This is a genomic window from Nocardia sp. NPDC004582, assembly GCF_053602115.1.
The window spans coordinates 1-16,834 of the sequence record NZ_JBSGCY010000093.1 but is presented as its reverse complement, the minus strand read 5'-3'; the positions used below and the strand labels follow the sequence as shown (position 1 = coordinate 16,834).

General features: G+C 67.9%; 11 protein-coding genes. 7 read left to right on the top strand and 4 right to left on the bottom strand.

Annotated features, from left to right (window positions below; translation table 11 throughout):
- Window positions 1–6: 6 nt before the first annotated feature.
- Entirely contained in the window at window positions 7–3,738 is a 3,732-nt protein-coding gene (locus tag ACWELJ_RS23315; RefSeq protein WP_452368249.1) for a nitrate reductase subunit alpha, read from the bottom strand.
- Window positions 3,739–4,061: 323 nt separating this feature from the next.
- Here ACWELJ_RS23315 and ACWELJ_RS23310 point away from each other — a divergent pair, with 323 nt between their 5' ends.
- Window positions 4,062–4,505 carry a YdeI/OmpD-associated family protein gene (locus ACWELJ_RS23310; RefSeq protein ID WP_452368248.1) on the top strand — a complete coding sequence of 148 codons (444 nt, stop codon included), beginning with the start codon at window positions 4,062–4,064 and terminating at the stop codon, window positions 4,503–4,505.
- Here the strand turns inward: ACWELJ_RS23310 and ACWELJ_RS23305 are convergent.
- Entirely contained in the window at window positions 4,489–5,079 is a 591-nt protein-coding gene (locus ACWELJ_RS23305; RefSeq protein WP_452368247.1) for a hypothetical protein, read from the bottom strand. The two genes, ACWELJ_RS23310 and ACWELJ_RS23305, sit on opposite strands and share 17 nt — an antisense overlap.
- A 255-nt stretch (window positions 5,080–5,334) precedes the next feature.
- Between ACWELJ_RS23305 and ACWELJ_RS23300 the strand changes: the two genes are divergently transcribed.
- On the top strand, window positions 5,335–6,786 hold the full coding sequence (locus ACWELJ_RS23300) for a DUF222 domain-containing protein (RefSeq protein WP_452368246.1): 1,452 nt from the start codon (window positions 5,335–5,337) through the stop codon (window positions 6,784–6,786).
- A 273-nt stretch (window positions 6,787–7,059) separates the two neighbouring features.
- On the opposite strand, the gene ACWELJ_RS23295 is transcribed toward ACWELJ_RS23300, so the two are convergent.
- Window positions 7,060–9,372, bottom strand: a complete 2,313-nt coding sequence (locus ACWELJ_RS23295; protein ID WP_452368245.1) for an arylsulfatase — start codon at window positions 9,370–9,372, stop codon at window positions 7,060–7,062.
- Between the two features lie 137 nt (window positions 9,373–9,509).
- Between ACWELJ_RS23295 and ACWELJ_RS23290 the strand changes: the two genes are divergently transcribed.
- From ACWELJ_RS23290 to ACWELJ_RS23270, 5 genes are all read left to right on the top strand, one after another.
- Entirely contained in the window at window positions 9,510–11,096 is a 1,587-nt protein-coding gene (locus tag ACWELJ_RS23290) for an ABC transporter substrate-binding protein (protein WP_452368244.1), read from the top strand.
- Window positions 11,093–12,052, top strand: coding sequence for an ABC transporter permease (locus ACWELJ_RS23285; RefSeq protein WP_452368243.1), 960 nt, complete (start codon window positions 11,093–11,095; stop codon window positions 12,050–12,052). The genes ACWELJ_RS23290 and ACWELJ_RS23285 overlap by 4 nt, the downstream gene beginning before the upstream one ends.
- Window positions 12,049–13,077, top strand: a complete 1,029-nt coding sequence (locus tag ACWELJ_RS23280; protein WP_452368242.1) for an ABC transporter permease — start codon at window positions 12,049–12,051, stop codon at window positions 13,075–13,077. The genes ACWELJ_RS23285 and ACWELJ_RS23280 overlap by 4 nt, the downstream gene beginning before the upstream one ends.
- On the top strand, window positions 13,074–14,759 hold the full coding sequence (locus tag ACWELJ_RS23275) for a dipeptide ABC transporter ATP-binding protein (RefSeq protein WP_452368241.1): 1,686 nt from the start codon (window positions 13,074–13,076) through the stop codon (window positions 14,757–14,759). Before ACWELJ_RS23280 ends, ACWELJ_RS23275 begins: the two co-directional genes overlap by 4 nt.
- A gap of 160 nt (window positions 14,760–14,919) precedes the next feature.
- Window positions 14,920–15,747, top strand: coding sequence for a helix-turn-helix domain-containing protein (locus tag ACWELJ_RS23270; protein ID WP_452368240.1), 828 nt, complete (start codon window positions 14,920–14,922; stop codon window positions 15,745–15,747).
- Between the two features lie 25 nt (window positions 15,748–15,772).
- Here the strand turns inward: ACWELJ_RS23270 and ACWELJ_RS23265 are convergent.
- The coding region (locus ACWELJ_RS23265; protein ID WP_452368239.1) for a molybdopterin-binding protein at window positions 15,773–16,834 on the bottom strand (1,062 nt) is incomplete at its 5' end.

Genomic DNA, 16,834 nt, shown 5'->3' with positions numbered 1-16,834 from the left:
CGCATATCAGTACTCCACTTCCTGCGAGCGCTTACGAATCGTCGTGACCTCGTCGCGCTGATTTCCGGTGGGGCCGTGGTAGTTCAGCGCGAACGACTGCTGCGCGTAGCCGCCGATGAGGTGCGAGGGCTTGATCATGATCCGGGTCAGCGCGTTGTGGATGCCGCCGCGCTTGCCCTTGCCGACCTTGGTGTTCGCGCCGCCTTCGATGCGGGGGACGTTCACCGCGCGGTCCTGGGCGTGATACATGAACACCGTGCCCTCGGGCATGCGGTGCGAGACGATGGCGCGCGCCACCACGATGCCGTTGCGGTTGATCGCCTCGATCCAGTCGTTGTCGGCGACGCCGATCTTCGCGGCGTCCACATCCGACATCCAGATCGCCTGCCCGCCACGCGAAAGCGTGAGCATGTGCAGATTGTCCTGATACGCCGAGTGGATGGACCACTTGGAGTGCGGCGTCAAATACCGAACGGTCACCCCGTTGCCATCGACGGTGCCGATGCCGGGTTCGGCAAACAGCGCGCTCATGTCCAGCGGCGGCCGGTAGATCGGCAACTGCTCGCCGAGCTCCATCATCCAGTCGTGGTCGAGGTAGAAGTGCTGGCGGCCGGTGAGGGTGTGCCAGGGCTTGGACCGCTCGACATTGATGGTGAAGGGGGAGTAGCGGCGTCCGCCGGTCTCGCTCCCGGACCATTCCGGTGAGGTGATCACCGGAACGGGCCGGGCCTGCGTGTCGGCGAAGGTGATTCGCTTACCCTCGTGCTCGGCAGCCAGATCGGCCAGCTCGGTTCCGGTGCGCTCTTCGAGCGCATGGAACCCTTCCACCGCGAGCCGGCCGTTCGTGGTACCGGACAGTGCCAGGATCGCCTCGGCCGCGTGGGTGTCCTTGGCCAGAGACGGACGGCCCTGCGCGACACCGGAAACCACCGTGCCGTTCACGCCGCGCAGGTAATCTACCTCGGCATCGGGAATTGTGGTGACACCCTTCGTGGTGAGTCCCAGGGTTTCCACCAGCGGTCCGAGCGCGGCCATCTTCTCCGCGACCTTCGGGTAGTCGCGTTCGACGACAACGAGTTTCGGCATGGTGACACCCGGAACGGGTTCGCATTCACCATATTTCCAGTCCAGTACCCGGCCACCGGCCTGCGCCATGGCGTCCGCGGTGTCGTGCTGCAACGGCATCGCGACCAGGTCCTTGCGCACTCCGAGATGCTTCTCGGCCAGCCAGGAGAACCCGCGCGCGATGCGGTGGAAGGCCTCGAAATCGGTCTTGGCCTCCCACGGCGGGGAGATGGCGGGGGTGAAGGCGTGCACGAACGGGTGCATATCGGTGGAGGACAGGTCGTGCTTCTCGTACCAGGTGGCGGCCGGGAACACGATGTCGGAGAACAGGGTCGTGGACGTCATGCGGAAGTCCATCGACATCAGCAGGTCCAGTTTCCCGGTGGCGGCCTCGTCGCGCCATTCCAGTTCCTGCGGGCGAATGCCGGTGGCCTCGGTGGTCTGCAGGTTGGAATCCGCGCCGAGCAGATGCTTGTGGAAGTACTCGTTGCCTTTGCCGGACGAGCCGAGCAGGTTGGCGCGCCACACGGTGAGGACACGCGGAAAGTTCTCGGGCGCGTCGGGATCCTCGCACGCGAAGCGCAGATCGCCGGACTCGAGCCCGTCGACCACGTAGTCGGCGGGCGTCTTGCCCGCCGCGTCCGCCTCGTCGACCAGGTCCAGCGGATTGCGGTTCAGCGTCGGGTAGGACGGCATCCAGCCCAAACGCGAAGCGAGCGCGATATTGTCGGCCGCGGTCCGCCCGGCGAACGCACCCTTGCTCAGCGGCGAGGCGAACGATTCGCTGGTGAACGGGTCGTAGCGCCACTGGTTGTTGGCCAGGTACCAGAAGACGGTGCCCTGCATCTGACGCGGCGGCCGCTGCCAGTCGGAGGCGAAAGCCAGTGTGGCCCAGCCGGTCACTGGACGGCACTTCTCCTGACCCACGTAATGCGCCCAGCCGCCGCCGTTCACGCCCTGGCAGCCGGTGAGCAGTGTCAGGGTGAAGAAGGAGCGGTAGATCTGGTCGCTGTGGAACCAGTGGTTGGTGCCCGCGCCCATGAGGATCATGGACCGGCCCCGGGAACGCTCGGCATTGTCGGCGAATTCGCGCCCGAGGCGTTCGGCCTGTTGGGCGGGGACGCCGGTGATCGACTCCTGCCAGGCGGGAGTGTAGGGCTGAGTCGCATCGTCGTAGCCGGTCGGCCAATTGCCGGGCAGGCCGGACCGTCCGACGCCGTACTGCGCCAGCAGGAGATCGAACACCGTCGTCACCCGTCGCCCCGCGATGACGGTGGTCGGCACGCCGCGGGTGAGGACAGCCGCATCGCTGCCCGCGGAGAGCCCGTCGAAGCGGGGGAACTGCACGGCCGCAACATCATCGGTGCGGCCGTACAGGGTCAGCAGGGGATCGATGTCCCCCAGATCCAGATTCCAACGGCCCTTGCCCGCTTCGTTGAAGCGGTGGCCGAGGGAACCGTTGGGCACCCGGGGAGCGCCGTCCGCGTCCAGCAGGACGGTCTGGTGCTCCACGCCCTCACCGGTGTGGCCGAGATCGGCGGCGGTGAGGAACTTGCCGGGGGTGAAGGTGTGGCCGCTGTAGTCACCGGCGGTGTCCCAGCCGCCGTCGTGCTCGTCCAGCGCCACCAGGTACGGCAGGTCGGTGAAGCGCTTGACGTAGTCGTCGAAGTAGGGAGTCTGCTTGTCCAGGAAGAACTCTCGCAGCACCACGTGGCCCATGGCCATGGCCAGGGCGGCGTCGGTGCCGGGACGGGCGGGCACCCACTCGTCGGCGAACTTGGTGTTGTCGGCGTAGTCGGGGGAGACCACCACGACCTTCTGGCCGCGGTAGCGGGCCTCGGTCATGTAGTGGGCGTCCGGGGTCCGGGTGACCGGGACGTTGGAACCCCACATGATCAGGTATCCGGCGTCGAACCAGTCCGCGGACTCCGGCACGTCGGTCTGGTCGCCGAAGACCTGCGGGGAAGCGACCGGCAGATCGGCGTACCAGTCGTAGAACGAGAGCATGGAGCCGCCGATGAGCGAGATGAACCGCGCGCCCACGGCGTGCGACACCATCGACATGGCCGGAATGGGGGAGAAGCCCGCGACCCGGTCCGGGCCGTACTTCTTGATCGTGTGCACGTGCGCGGCCGCGGCGATCTCGGCGGCCTCCCACCACTCGGCGCGGACGAAACCGCCCTTGCCGCGCGCGGATTTGTAGGTCCTGGCCCGGTCGGCGTCCTCGACGATGGACTCCCACGCCAGCACCGGATCCTTCAACCGCTCCTTGGCCGCCCGGTACAGCTCGAGCAGTGCGCCGCGCACGTACGGGTACCGGACGCGCGCGGGGGAGTAGGTGTACCAGGAGAACGACGCGCCACGCGGACAGCCGCGCGGTTCGTACTCCGGCTTGTCCGCGCCCACGCTCGGGTAGTCGGTCTGCTGCGACTCCCAGGTGATGACCCCGTCCTTGACGTAGATCTTCCACGAGCAGGAGCCGGTGCAGTTCACGCCGTGCGTGGACCGCACCACCTTGTCGTGCGACCAGCGGTCCCGGTAGAACTCGTCGGCCTCGCGCCCACCGGTCTTGTGCAGGGTGCGAAAGTCGCCGGACACCTCGCCGCGGTTGAAGTACTTCCCCAGTCGAAGCAGCGCATCGGCGGACGAGTGTCCGTTCTGCGTGATGGTCATGACGCCCCCTTCGAGCTGGAAAACCGGGCTGCTGGCTCGACTGTAGGGACGTCGAGGGAGGCATCAAAACGGTTTGCTCACAATGCTCGAACCCACGGTGTGAGCTGTGAGATCGCCGCAATGTTCCGGTCACTGAGGGGTAGCGGCCGAGGTCACACTCTCCGGTCACGACCTGGGAAAACCCTTCCGCCGTCGGTGAAACATGTTCCCGCGAAGGTGTTTCGGACCGGTGGCGGTGAAGCTTCCGAAACGGTTGGTTCTCGCTTACTTAATATTTGTTAACACACCTTCGAATAGCTGCGAGATCGCTATATCGTGCACCCATGCATCGATTCGAGAGCGTCATCGAATCCGCCACCGGCGGCGGTGCCTACATCCCCGTCCCGGCGGACATCATCGTCGCGCTGGGCGGCGGCGGGCGCATCCCGGTCCAGGCCAGCTTCGACGGCATCCCATACCGCGGATCCATCGCGAATATGGGAGCCGGGCCGTGCCTCGGTCTGTTGAAGGCCATCCGGGAAGAACTCGGCAAGGGGCCTGGCGATCGGGTGGCGGTGACGGTGGAGCGCGACAGCGCCGAGCGGACCATCACCGTGCCCGAGGATCTGGCGACAGCCTTGACCGCGGCGGACGCGCGCGCGGCGTTCGACGCCCTGTCCTACACCCGCCGCCGCGAACACGTCACCGCCGTCACCGGCGCGAAGAAGACCGAAACCCGCACTCGCAGAATCGAAAAGATCGTCGAATCGCTCACCGGGGCCGTTTGAACCAGGCCGCGGAACCGGACTGGGCGAGCAGGATCACGATCACCAGGCTGGCGATCAGCCCGAGCAGGCCCGGAGGCTGCTTCGCGCCCACACCGCCCAAGCCGATGACCATCTCGATGGAGGCCAGGACGAGCGCGGTGGTTCGCGTCCCGCCACTCCCGTTCCGGAAGCCGATGGCGACCAGAGCCAGGATCATCGGGAACAGGTAACCGAAACACATCGCGCCGGCGGCCCCTGCTCCGGCGATCACACCGGCCAGCACGGTCAACGCCAATCCCAGACCGCCGAAGATGAACGAGATCACCTGTGCCGCACGGACCGAACCCGGCATGGTGGCCGGGAATTGGGGGAACTGGCCGTACGGGTCATACCCATACGGGCCTGGGACCTGACCGTGCGGAGCGAACCCGTACTGGGGCGCGGTGCCGTACTGGGGAACTGTGCCGTACGGAAACTGTCCCTCCGGAGGTGGCGGCATGGGTGGCATCGGTGCCTGGGGGTCCCAGCCCGCGGGGGCTTGCTGCGGCATCGCACCCGGCTCTCCCGCGCCCGCCTGATGCTTGTTGAAATCCACCGACATCTCCCCGTGTGTACTGCGTCCAAAAACGATCCTTCGGACTATCGCGGCGGTAACCGTAACAGTGAGCTTCGGATATTGCGGGCGGAGAAAGGGATTCGTGAGCGGACCGACTGATTCGGCGACCTATTTGGAACCATATCCGAAATGGATGACCGATAGGCTGGCGCGGCATTGTGAGAAGGCTCAAATATCAAGGGAGAACGGACATTTCGGGTTCCTTGAGTGATCACGCGGGCGTAAAATGGAGGCATGGATTCGAATGGGGTGACACTCGACGGCTGCGGTATCGCTGAACTGGCGGCCGTGGTCTCGACCCTGAAAGAATCTATTCAGGGTGGGAAGATGACCGAGTTCTCTGATGAGGATGTTGTGTCGTTGATGCGGCAGCTCGAGACCTGCAAGCGTCAACTCGCCGCGCTGGATACCCGTTTGATCATCGAAGCCGGAGAACGGTCGCTGCATTCACGCAGTGGGGCCGGGAAGATGGTGCCGTTCCTGCGCCACACCCTCGGGCTCTCACGGTATGACGCGTCGGTGCGGGTGAAGATCACCCACCACTGCGGCGAATTCGTGCAACAGACCGGGCATGTCGCCCCGCCGGTGCTGCCGGTGACCGCCGAAGCGTTTGCGGCTGGGGACATTTCCCGCGATCACGTGCGTCACATCATGGACGTCATGAACCATCTGCCCGTCGATGTGCCCGCCGAAGCGCGGGCCGAGGCGGAACAGATCCTCGTCGACTACTCGCGCAACGGGTGGCCCGATGACCTGTTGAAGATCGGGCGCGACATCCTCGCCCGCCTCGACCCCGACGGGAAAGTAGTCTCCGACGCCGATCGTCGTCGCCGTCGCGGGATCACGGTGTGCCGCCCGGGCGTGGACGGGATGAGCCGCATCGAAGGGTGGATCACCCCCGAGCTGCGGGCATGCCTGGACGCTGTGTTCGCCAAGCTCGCACGGCCCGGCATGTGCAACGTCGAAGACCCCGAAAGCCCCTCTGCCACCGGTGGGTTCATCGCCGACAGCATCCTTGATGCCGCCGCGCGTCGTGACCGTCGTGATGCCGGGCAGCGCACCCACGATGCGCTGCTGGCGTTGGTACAGCCGGGTGTGAACATGCGGACCCTGGGCATGCACCGCGGACTGCCGGTCGAGGTGGTGCTCACCATGAGCCTGACCGACCTGGAGAACGGCACCGGCGTCGCCACCACCGCGTCGGGCACCCAGATCTCCATCAACGAAGCCCTCAAGATGGCAGAAGGAACCAAGCCGGTCATCGCGGTCCTCGACGGCGACGGAATGCCGCTGTACCTGCGGCGTTCTCGCCGAACCGCCAACCGCGCCCAACGCCTGGCCCTGTTGGCCAGAGACAAAGGCTGCACCCGCCCGGGGTGTGAGCAACCGGCGAATATGTGCGCCGCGCACCACGTCAATGATTGGGCCAAGGGTGGTCCCACCGACATCAACAACCTGACTCTGGCGTGTGATCACTGCCATGCGTTGATCAACGATGGCCCTGATGGCTGGAAAACCGTTGTGATGGGTCAAGATTCGCCCTATGCGGGCCGGACGGGGTGGATTGCGCCGAAGAGTGTTGATCCCACCGGGACCCCGCACGTGAATGATCGTCATCATGTGGGGCAGGCGATCGCGGCTGTGATCGATTCCAGTTGCCGAAGGTGGCGCTCACGGGCCGCGTGAGTCCCGGCTGTTCGTGTCGCACTGGCGTGCGCAAAACAACGAGGAGTGTGGTCGCCTCGCCTGCCCTGCCGGACTTGGACTGACGCCGGGCTGGGAGCCGTCAGCCTGCGATCCCAGCCCACGGACCGCACGCATCACCTTTCAGAGACCAACCGCTCCGGCGTCTTGCGCTCTTCGGCTTTTCGTTTTTGTCTTTTCTTCTCTTCTCCAGGCGTCTTTTATCTTTTGGTCTCTTTTTATCTTTGATCTCTTTATCTCTTGAGCTGTGTCTCCCTACTCCGCAACCAACTCCGCCTCACTATCCAAAGCCTGCTGCGTCTCTTCGGAAACCCCCACAGCCCCCGGCCGATACGTCACAGCCCGAAGCTCCCCGCTGTAGCGGAACACCCCCCGACGCTCACGAACCTCCCACGACACCGGCCCACGCGCGTCGAGCCCGACCGAGATTCCGGTCCACGGTGACATCCCCACAAGCTGCACCTGGTCACGCAATTCACCCGCGCGCACCCCGTCGATACCCAGCGTGAAATCCCACCGAAGGTGCGGCCGAACAGTCGCCGAGAGAGTGAGAAGCCGACTGCCTTCAGCGATTTCGCCCGCGTCGAGCGTGGTGTACCGCCCGTACGCGTTGTAGCCGAAGATCAATCGACCGTCCTCGATGTAGAGCAGGTACCCACCGAGCGGGTCACCGTGCGCGACCAGAACACCCGCGTCGCCGGCCCGATAACCGGACAGCTCGACGGTGATGGTGAAGTCGCGGTAGGCGATGAGCCGCTGGGAGCGGTACCGCTCCAGCGTGGGCGTGCCCGGCAGGATCCGGACCGGATCGCCGAGCCGCGCCTCCTCGGGCCGCCGCCGCGCCAGATCCTGGCGGGTGAGCAGCGGGAAAACCGTGTTGTGCCACGCGGCTTCGTCCCACGCGGCGGCCAGCTCGGCCACCTTGTCGGGCAGCTGCGCGGACAGATCGTGCAGCTCGGTCGGGTCGGTCCGGACGTCGAAGAGCTGCCAGCGCGGGTCGTCGATGCCGCGGCCGGGCTCGTGCAGGGCGAGGAGTTTCCAGCCGTCACGGTAGAAGCCGCGATGCCCGGTCATCTCCGAGTACTGCTCGACATGCTGGGAGACGGCGGACGGATCGTGCAGCACGCGCGCGGCGGAGACACCGTCGAAGTCCTTGGCGGGCAGCCCATTACGAACGCTCGGCCGATCCAGGCCGATCAATTCCAGCAGTGTCGGGGCGAGGTCGGTGATGTAGACGTACTCCTGGCGCACTCCGCTGTCGCCTTCCGTGCGCGGCAACCCCTGCGGCCAGGACAGGACGAACGGCACCCGGACCCCGCCCGCGAAGGTCTGCCCCTTGTAGAACCGGAACGGCGTGTTCGAGGCCTGCCCCCAGCCGCGCGGATAGTGCACGCCGAGTTTGGCGGTGCCGATGAGCTCGTCGTCGTGCGGGATGTCGCGTTCCCATTCCGGTTCGTCGACCTGGGCGAACTGCGCGAAATAGGTGCGGGTGCCCTCGGGCCCGCCCTCCGCGGTGCCGCCGTTGTCGGAGGTGAACACGATGATGGTGTTGTCCAGCTCGCCGAGCTGTTCGAGGGTGTCCACGATCCGGCCCAGGCTCTGGTCGATGCTGTCGACCATGCCCGCGTACACCTCCATGTACCGCTCGAACCGCGACCGCTGCTCGTCGGTCAGCGCGTCCCACTCCTGGGCCTCGTAACCCGGCTCGGTGTTGCGCGGCTTCTGTTCGGTCCCGGGCGGGAACAGGCCCTGCGCGAGCTGGGCGGCGAATCGGCTCTGCCGCAGGCGATCCCAGCCCTCGCGGTAGCGTCCGCGGTATTTGGCCTGATCCGCGGGCTTGGCCTGCAGCGGGCCGTGCATGGCGGTGTGCGCGAAGTACAGGAAGAATGGCTTGGCGGCGTCGTGCGCGCGCAGTTCCTTGATGTAGCCGACCGCGCGATCGGTGTAGTCGTCGGTGAGGTAGTAGTCCTCGGGATACTCCTCGATATTCACCGGCGAGCTGTCCGAGATCAGCTGATTCGGGTAGTAGAAGGAGTTCAGCCCCTCCAAGGATCCGTAATACCGATCGAATCCGCGTCGCGTCGGCCAGGAATCGCGCTGCGCGGCCGGGTGCAGCGTGGCGTCGCGCACCAGATGCCATTTCCCGACCGCGTAGGTCGCATATCCATTGGCGCGCAGGATTTCCGGCAGCGTCAGCACATCGTCGGCCAGTTCCAGCCGCAACCCGGGATATCCGGGATCGGCATTGGCGACGAAACCGAAACCGGCACGGTGGGAATTGATTCCGGTCAGCAGCGCCGCCCGCGACGGCGAGCACAGCGGCGTGGTATGGAAGTTGGTGAGCCGCAATCCATTCGCGGCCAACCGGTCGAGAACCGGGGTGTCGATCTCCGAACCGAACGGGCCGATATCGCTGAACCCCATATCGTCGACCAGCACCACCACGACATTCGGCGCGCCGGCGGGCGCGACCGGCGGATACTGCCATTCCGGTGTGGAATCGGCGGTGGTGCGGCCGATCTCACCGGAGAAATTCTCATAACCACGGGCATGGGCGGGGACTGACATGCCCCCAGCAAAGGCCGTCCGCCGGTGCGACGGCCAGGGTTTCACTCTGGCTGCGCGCAACCGGTGATTCGTCATGTATTCGCGGATAGCGTCGCCGCACACAATCCAGCGATCGGTCCACACTCGAGGATTTCCAGATGAATTCGTCCCCCGGCGCCCTCCATCGCCGTCACTTCCTGCGCGGTTCCGCTGTCGCCGCCCTGGCGATCTTCGGCGGCGGGGCGCTGGCCGCCTGCACCTCGGCGGTGAGCCAGCAGAAGGGCGGCGACGACAACGCGCAACCCGTACGCGGCGGGACCCTGAAGTACGGCGTGCTGGTGGACCTCGTCCCCGCCAACCTGCTCACCAACACCGGCACCACGCCCTACGTGGTCGGCCTGGTCTTCGAGTCCCTGGTGCGCTACCCGCACGACAAGCTCGAACCGCAGCCGCTGCTGGCCAAGAGCTGGACCGTCGCGCCCGACGGCAAGTCCATCACCCTGGAACTGCGCGACGACGTGAGATTCCACAGCGGCCGGCCCTTCACCTCCAAGGATGTGGAGTTCTCGCTGCGCACCTACGCCGACCCGAAATGGTCGAGCCAGCTCAAGAGCACCGCCGCCGCGGTGACCGGCATCGACACCAGCGACCCGCACCGGGTCACGCTCACGCTGGCGCACCCACTGAGCAACCTGTTCGACCTGCTCGACACCGTCCCCATTCTCGACAGCGAATCCATCGACCAGCTCGGCACCGGCGAGAAGATCATCGGCACCGGTCCGTTCCGGTTCGTGCAGCGAATCCCCAACCAGCAGTTGGTATTCGAGAAGAACGCGAACTACTGGGTGCCGGACCGTCCCTACCTGGACCGGGTCGAGATCACCGTCATCTCCGACAATCAGGCGCAGCTGAACGCCCTCAAGACCGGGCAGATCCACCTCGCCGACGGCGTCACCTACCGCGACAACGAGAACCTCGCCAAGGCCGACGGCTACCGCGTCCACACCTACGAGGGCGCCGAGCTCGAGATCTACGTCGGCGTGAACGTCGCCGACCCCGTGCTGTCGGACGTGCGGCTGCGGCAGGCCATCGCCTACGCCGTCGACCGCGAGCGCATCATCGCCGAGGTGTTCCGCGGCGCCGGCTACGCGGCGAACTTGCCGTGGCCCAAGAACTCTCCGGCCTTCGACGCCGCCCGCAACACCCGGTACTCGCGAGATGCGGCCAAGGCCAAGCAGATCCTGGCCCAGCTGCCCAAGCCCCCGAAGATTCCGCTCGCCTACAACACGGCGGTGTCGGCGTACGAGGCGGCGGCGCAGATCGTCCAGGCCAATCTCGCCGAGATCGGCATCGAGGTGGAACTCGCGCCCACCGACAACGCCACGTTCGTCAAACAGCTGATCGGCGCGCAATTCCCGGGCCTGTGGATCACCGACCACTCGTGGGCGCAGTTCGTGCCCTCCACCCTCACTGTCAGCGCGTACCCGTTCAACGCCCGCAAGAACGCCTCCCACTTCGAATCTCCCGCCTACGTGGCCGCCGCCGACGCGGCCTGGCAGCTGCCGCGGAGCACCGGCCCGGACGCGGTCCGCGCCTACCAGGCCTTGAGCGATCAGCTGCTGGACAGCCTGTTCCTCATCGAGATCGGCGTCCGGTACGCGCAGGGCTCGGCGACCCGAAAACTGCACGGCTTCACCTGGACCAAGCGCCGCGAACTCGCCTTGACCGAGGCGTTCCTGGCATGACCGCCTACCTGCTGCGCCGGGTGCCCTCCGCGCTGGCGGTGCTGTTCGGGGCCTCGGTGCTGATCTTCCTGCTGCTGCGGCTGGTGCCCGGCGACCCGGCGACCATCCTCGCCGGGGCCGACGCCACGCCGGAAACCGTCGCGGCCATCCGGCATCAGCTCGGACTGGACCGGTCCATCCCCGCCCAGTACCTGTCGTGGCTGCGCGGCGTGGTGACCGGCGACCTGGGCCGGTCGTACCTCATCGGCGGCCAGATCTCCGACCTGATCGGCCGCGGGTTGTCCAACACTCTCATCCTCGCCGGCGCGGCCCTCCTGCTCGCGCTCATCGTGAGCCTGGCGGTGTCGGTCGCGTCGGTGCTGTGGGATCGCCGCTGGCTCAACGCGATCGTGGCCGCCGCCAATACCGTCGCCGTCGCCATCCCGGTCTTCGTGACCGGCGTGCTGCTGGTGCTGGTGTTCGCCGTCGCCATCCCCGTCCTGCCCGCGGGCGGCCTGCCGCCGGACGGTTTCCTCGCCCGCCCCGACATCGCCGTGCAATACCTGCTGCTGCCCGCCGTCTGCCTCGCCCTGCCGGTGTCGGCGGCGCTGACCCGCTTCCTCACCGAGGCCCTGCGCACCGAACTCGGCAAGCCCTACGTCCTCACCGCCCGCGCTCTCGGCGTCCCGCGCCGCCGCATCGTCACCCACGACGCGCTGCGCAACGCCCTGCCCGCCATGCTCACCACCCTCGGCATCCAGACCGGCAACCTGCTCGGCGGTGCGGTCCTGGTCGAGGCGGCCTTCGCCTGGCCGGGTATCGGGCGCCTCATCGAAGAAGGCATCAACCGCCGCGACTACCCCGTCGTCCAGGCACTGTTGGTGTTCTCCGTCGCGGTGTTCGTGGCCATCCAGCTGATCACCGACATCGCCCACGCCTACCTCGATCCCCGCATCCGCATCGGAGGCCGGGCATGAGCGAGTCCGCCGTTTCCACCACCGGCACGCCTGCGGATCCGGTGGTCGATCTTCCGCCGGGTGTGACCGGGCAGTCGAACGCTGTGGCCGCGCCGGGCATCGTGGACTTGCCCGACAGCGCCGAGCCCGAGCCGTCCGGCGAGACCGAGGCCGGGCAGGGCGATGAGCCCGGGGCCGCGGCGGAAAGCCCGCTGCGCGTGGCCGATCCGCAGCGTTCGCCGCTGCGGGCCGTGACCCGTGGCCAGGGACTGGCCGGGGTACTGCTCATCGCAGTCATCGCGGTGGCGGCGCTGGCCGCCGGGCTGCTGACCGAATACGGGCCGCTGGAGCAGATTCCGGGGGCCAATCTGCTCGGCCCGAGCGGAGAGCACTGGCTGGGGACCGATCACCTCAATCGGGATGTGTTCACCCGCCTGCTGTACGGAATCCGGGTGGATCTGCTGATCGCCTTCCTGGCGGTTCCGGCCGGCGCGGTCCTCGGCTCGGTCATCGGGCTGGCCGCGACCGTGAATCCGGTCGCGGATGTGCTGGCACAGCGCGTGTTCGACCTGATCCTGGCGTTCCCGGCGCTGATCTTCGCCATCGCGCTGACCGCGGTCACCGGGCCCGGCGCGCACGCGGTCGCCATCGTGATCATCGCCGCCGAGGTCCCCATCTTCGGCCGGCAGGTCCGCACCGCGGTGCTGGCCGTGCGCGAGCAGCCCTTCGTCGAGGCCGCCACCGTGATCGGCGCGAGCACCGCGTGGACCCTGCGCAAACACGTGCTGCCCCATGTGATCGAGCCGCTCGCGGTGCAGCTGGCGCTGTCGCTGTCGCTGGCCGTGTTCGTGGACAGCGCCATGAGTTTCATCGGCATCGGGGTGCGGCCGCCGGACCCGTCGCTGGGGTCCATCATCGCCGAGTCCACCCGCAATCTGGACGCCAATCCCGCCATGGCGGTCGGGCCGCTGCTGGTGGTGTCGGCGCTGACGCTCGGATTCCTGTTGATCGCCCAGGCTCTGGGCCGCGCCCGGAGGGTGATATGACCGGCGAGACCTTGCTCGACATTCGTGACCTGGCAGTACGTTTCGGTGCGCGCGAGGTCGTGCACGGGGTGGACGTGCGGGTGGCGCGCGGCGAGACGGTGGCCCTGGTGGGTGAATCCGGCTCCGGCAAATCGCTCACAGCGCGTGCCGTGCTCGGGCTGTTGCCCGCCGGCGCGACCGCGAGCGGCTCGATCCGGTTGGACGGGACCGAGATCGTCGGCGCCACCGAGGACGCACTGCGACCCCTGCGGGGCACCCGGGCCGCCATGGTCTTCCAGGAGCCGCAGACCGCGTTGAACCCGGTGCGCCGCATCGGAAGCCAGATCGCCGAGGCCCTGCGCGCCCATCGGCCGATCGGCAAGGCGCAGGCCCGCGCCCGCGCCATCGAGCTGCTCGGCCTCGTCGACATCCCGGAACCGGAGACGCGGGTCGACTGGTACCCGCACCAGCTCTCCGGCGGGCAGAAGCAGCGGGTCGTGATCGCGCTGGCCCTGTCCGGCGAACCGGACCTGCTCATCGCCGACGAACCCAGCACCGCGCTCGACGTCACCGTGCAGGCCGAGATCCTGCACCTGCTGCGGGACCTGCAGCGCCGCAACGGCACCGCGATCCTGTTCATCACCCACAACCTGGGCGTGGTGGCCGCCATCGCGGACCGGGTGGTGGTCATGCGGGCGGGGGAAGTGGTCGAAACGCGGCCGGTTCGCGAACTCTTCGCGAGCCCCCGCGAGCGGTACACGCGCGAACTGCTGGCCGCCGTCCCGGTGCTGCCGCAGGACGGCGCGACCCCGGCGCCCGCGGTCGCCGTGGTGACTTCGGAACCGGCCGCGGGCACCGCCTCCGCCGCCGCGGTGGCCGAACCGGTGCTGCGGATCCGCGATCTCGCGGTCGTCTACCGCCGCCACGGCAGGAAATTCCAGGCCCTGCGGGACGTGTCGTTGACGCTGGCCCCGCGTGAGGTGATCGGCCTGGTCGGGGAATCCGGTTCGGGTAAAAGCACTCTCGGCCGCACCGCGCTCGGCCTGGTGCCCGCGACCGCGGGAGAGGTGGTGTTACAGGGCATCCCGCTCACCGGGCTACCCGGTCGCGAACTGCGCGGGCTGCGCAAGAACGTCGCCCTCGTGCATCAGGACGTCACCGCCTCGCTGGATCCGCGGCGGTCCGTCGAGGACGCGATCGGGGAGCCGCTGCGCGTGCACCGGGCGGCCTCGGGCGCGCTGCTCCGCGCCAAGGTCGGCGAACTGCTCGAATCAGTACGGCTGCCACGGGAGTACGCCACGCGCCGCCCCGGCGAGCTGTCCGGCGGGCAACGCCAGCGTGTCGCGCTGGCCCGCGCCCTGGCCCTGGCGCCGCGGCTGCTGGTGGCCGACGAGCCCACCAGCGCCCTGGACGTCTCGGTGCAGGCGCGGGTGCTGGACCTGTTCGCGGACCTGCGCGCCGAGTACGGATTCGCCTGCTTGTTCATCAGTCACGACTTGGCCGTCGTACATCAGGTGGCCGATCGGGTGGCGGTCCTGCGTGAAGGGCGTATCGTCGAATCCGGCCCGGTCGACGCCGTGTTCGGCAGTCCGCGCGAGGAGTACACGCGCCGCCTGCTCGACGCGGTGCCCGCCCCGGATCCGGTGCGTTCGCGGGAATCGAAAATCTCATTCGCGGAACCGCCCCTGGCTTTGGGGGCTTGACGGTAGTTTGGAGATCGGACTCCCCGCCGTCCATCACCGATCCCGTGTTACATATACCAACAGGATTATTCGGTGATACTGATTGGATTTGCGGCGCTGAGCAGTTCATATCCCAATCTGTGTAAGTATCCGTCCTGAAGCGGATCTCGGTAGTGCCTCCATGGGGAGGCGGGGTGGGCCACCGGGATTCCGAGAAGGAGGAACAGTGGGCGCGAGAGCGGTATGCGGACAGGGTTTTCGGGAACTCGAAGCACCCACGTTCGGAAACCTGCTGCGGCGGCTGCGTGACAATCGCGGTGTTTCCCGCGAACGACTGGCATTCAATGCGGGCGTAAGCGCAAGCTACATAACGCATCTGGAGAAGGGGGACCGCGGAAACCCGACTCGTGAAGTGGTGACCGCGCTCGCCCGCTACCTGGACCGGCTGGTCCCGCTCTCCAGCGCGGACCGCCGCCAGCTCGATGACCTGGCCGGACTGGGCTCGGACGCGGTTCCGTCCCCGGCGGAACTGCGCACGGCCATCACGCCGGAGATGATCCGCGCCCTCGACCTGCACAGCCCCAATATGGCCGCCCTGATGGACATCCGGGCCAACCTGCTCGCCTGCAACGCCGCCTGGCACGACGCGTTCCCGGGGCTGCCCCGGCACGGCAATATGCTGCGCTGGTTCTTCGGCCACCAGCTGGCCACCACAGTGATGGTGAACTGGGAGGCGGACTCCCGTTTGATCGCGCGCTGGATGCGCGCATTGATCGGCCGCTCCGGAAATACCGAGGGATTCGCCGATCTGATCCGGGACCTCGGGGAATTCCCGAAATTCCGGCAGGCGTGGTCCGACGGCGGCGTCGCGTTCGCACCCCACGTGTTCACCCTGCACCTGCGCAACCCGGTCACCGGCGTCCGCCGCCGTATTGTCGCCCAGACCGGCCGCATCGACGGCGCGGCCTACCCGGGCCAGCTGTTGACCGTTCTCGGTCTCCCCGGCTGACCCGGTGGCATGGGCGACGCCGCTGTCAGCCCCGCAGCGGAATGAACTCGGCCAGGACGCCGTCCTCGGCCTCGGCGGGGACGATCACCAGGCCGTCCCGGTCCAGCAGATCGGCCAGATGGGCCGTGTGCAGCCGCAGATCGCCCTGGAAGCCACCGCCGGGCAGCGCCCGGGCCGGGACGATACGGGCCACCGGAGCGGTCAGCTCGCCCGCGTTGGCCAGCGGGCCCAGCACCCGGCGCGCGGGCTTCGCGCCGGTCATGCCCTCCACGGTGGCGCCGATCAGCGTCAGCAGGGTGGAGATGGCCGCGAACGGGTTGCCGGGCAGACCCAGAACGACTGTGCCGGAGGCGAGTTGGGCGACCACCGTGGAGCCGCCCGGCCGCAGCCGCAGCCGGCGCAGCAGCACCGCCGCGTCGGAGCGGTCCAGTGCCGAGCGCAGCTGGTCGGCCGCGCCGCCGCCGGTCGCGCCGACGATGACCAGCAGATCGCAGTCGGCCGCGGCGGTCAGCACCTCGTCGAAGGCATTCGCGGTGTCGCGCAGGTGAACCCGGTCGATCGTGGTGACGCCGTACCAGGCCAGGATGTCGGGCAGCACCGGCCCGATCGCGTCGCGGGTCTGGCCGGTGTGCAGCGGGCCGTCCCCGCGAATCTCGTCACCGGTCATCACGATGCGCGCGCGCACCGGCCCGCGGACCGACGCCGCGGCGACCTCGGCGCTGGCGGCCACCGAGATGAGCGCGGCGGTGACCGGGGTGCCCGCGGACGCGACTTCCGCACCGGGCAGCCAGTATTCGCCGCGGCGGCGCACATCCTCGCGGATCGGCGTGTCCGGCAGCCGGTACAGGGTGCCGTCGTCGTCGATGCGCACGAACTCGTCGCGCACCACCGAACTCGTCCCGTCGGGCACGTGCGCGCCGGTCGCGATCCGCACCGCCTCGCCGTCCAGCAGGCCCACCGGCCGCTCACCGCCGGCGAACCCGATATCGCGGCGCAGCTGCCACGGCCCGTCGCCGCTGACGGCGTACCCGTCCATGGCCGATACGTCGAAACGCGGCAGCGCGTCGGCGGCCAGCAGCGGGGCGGC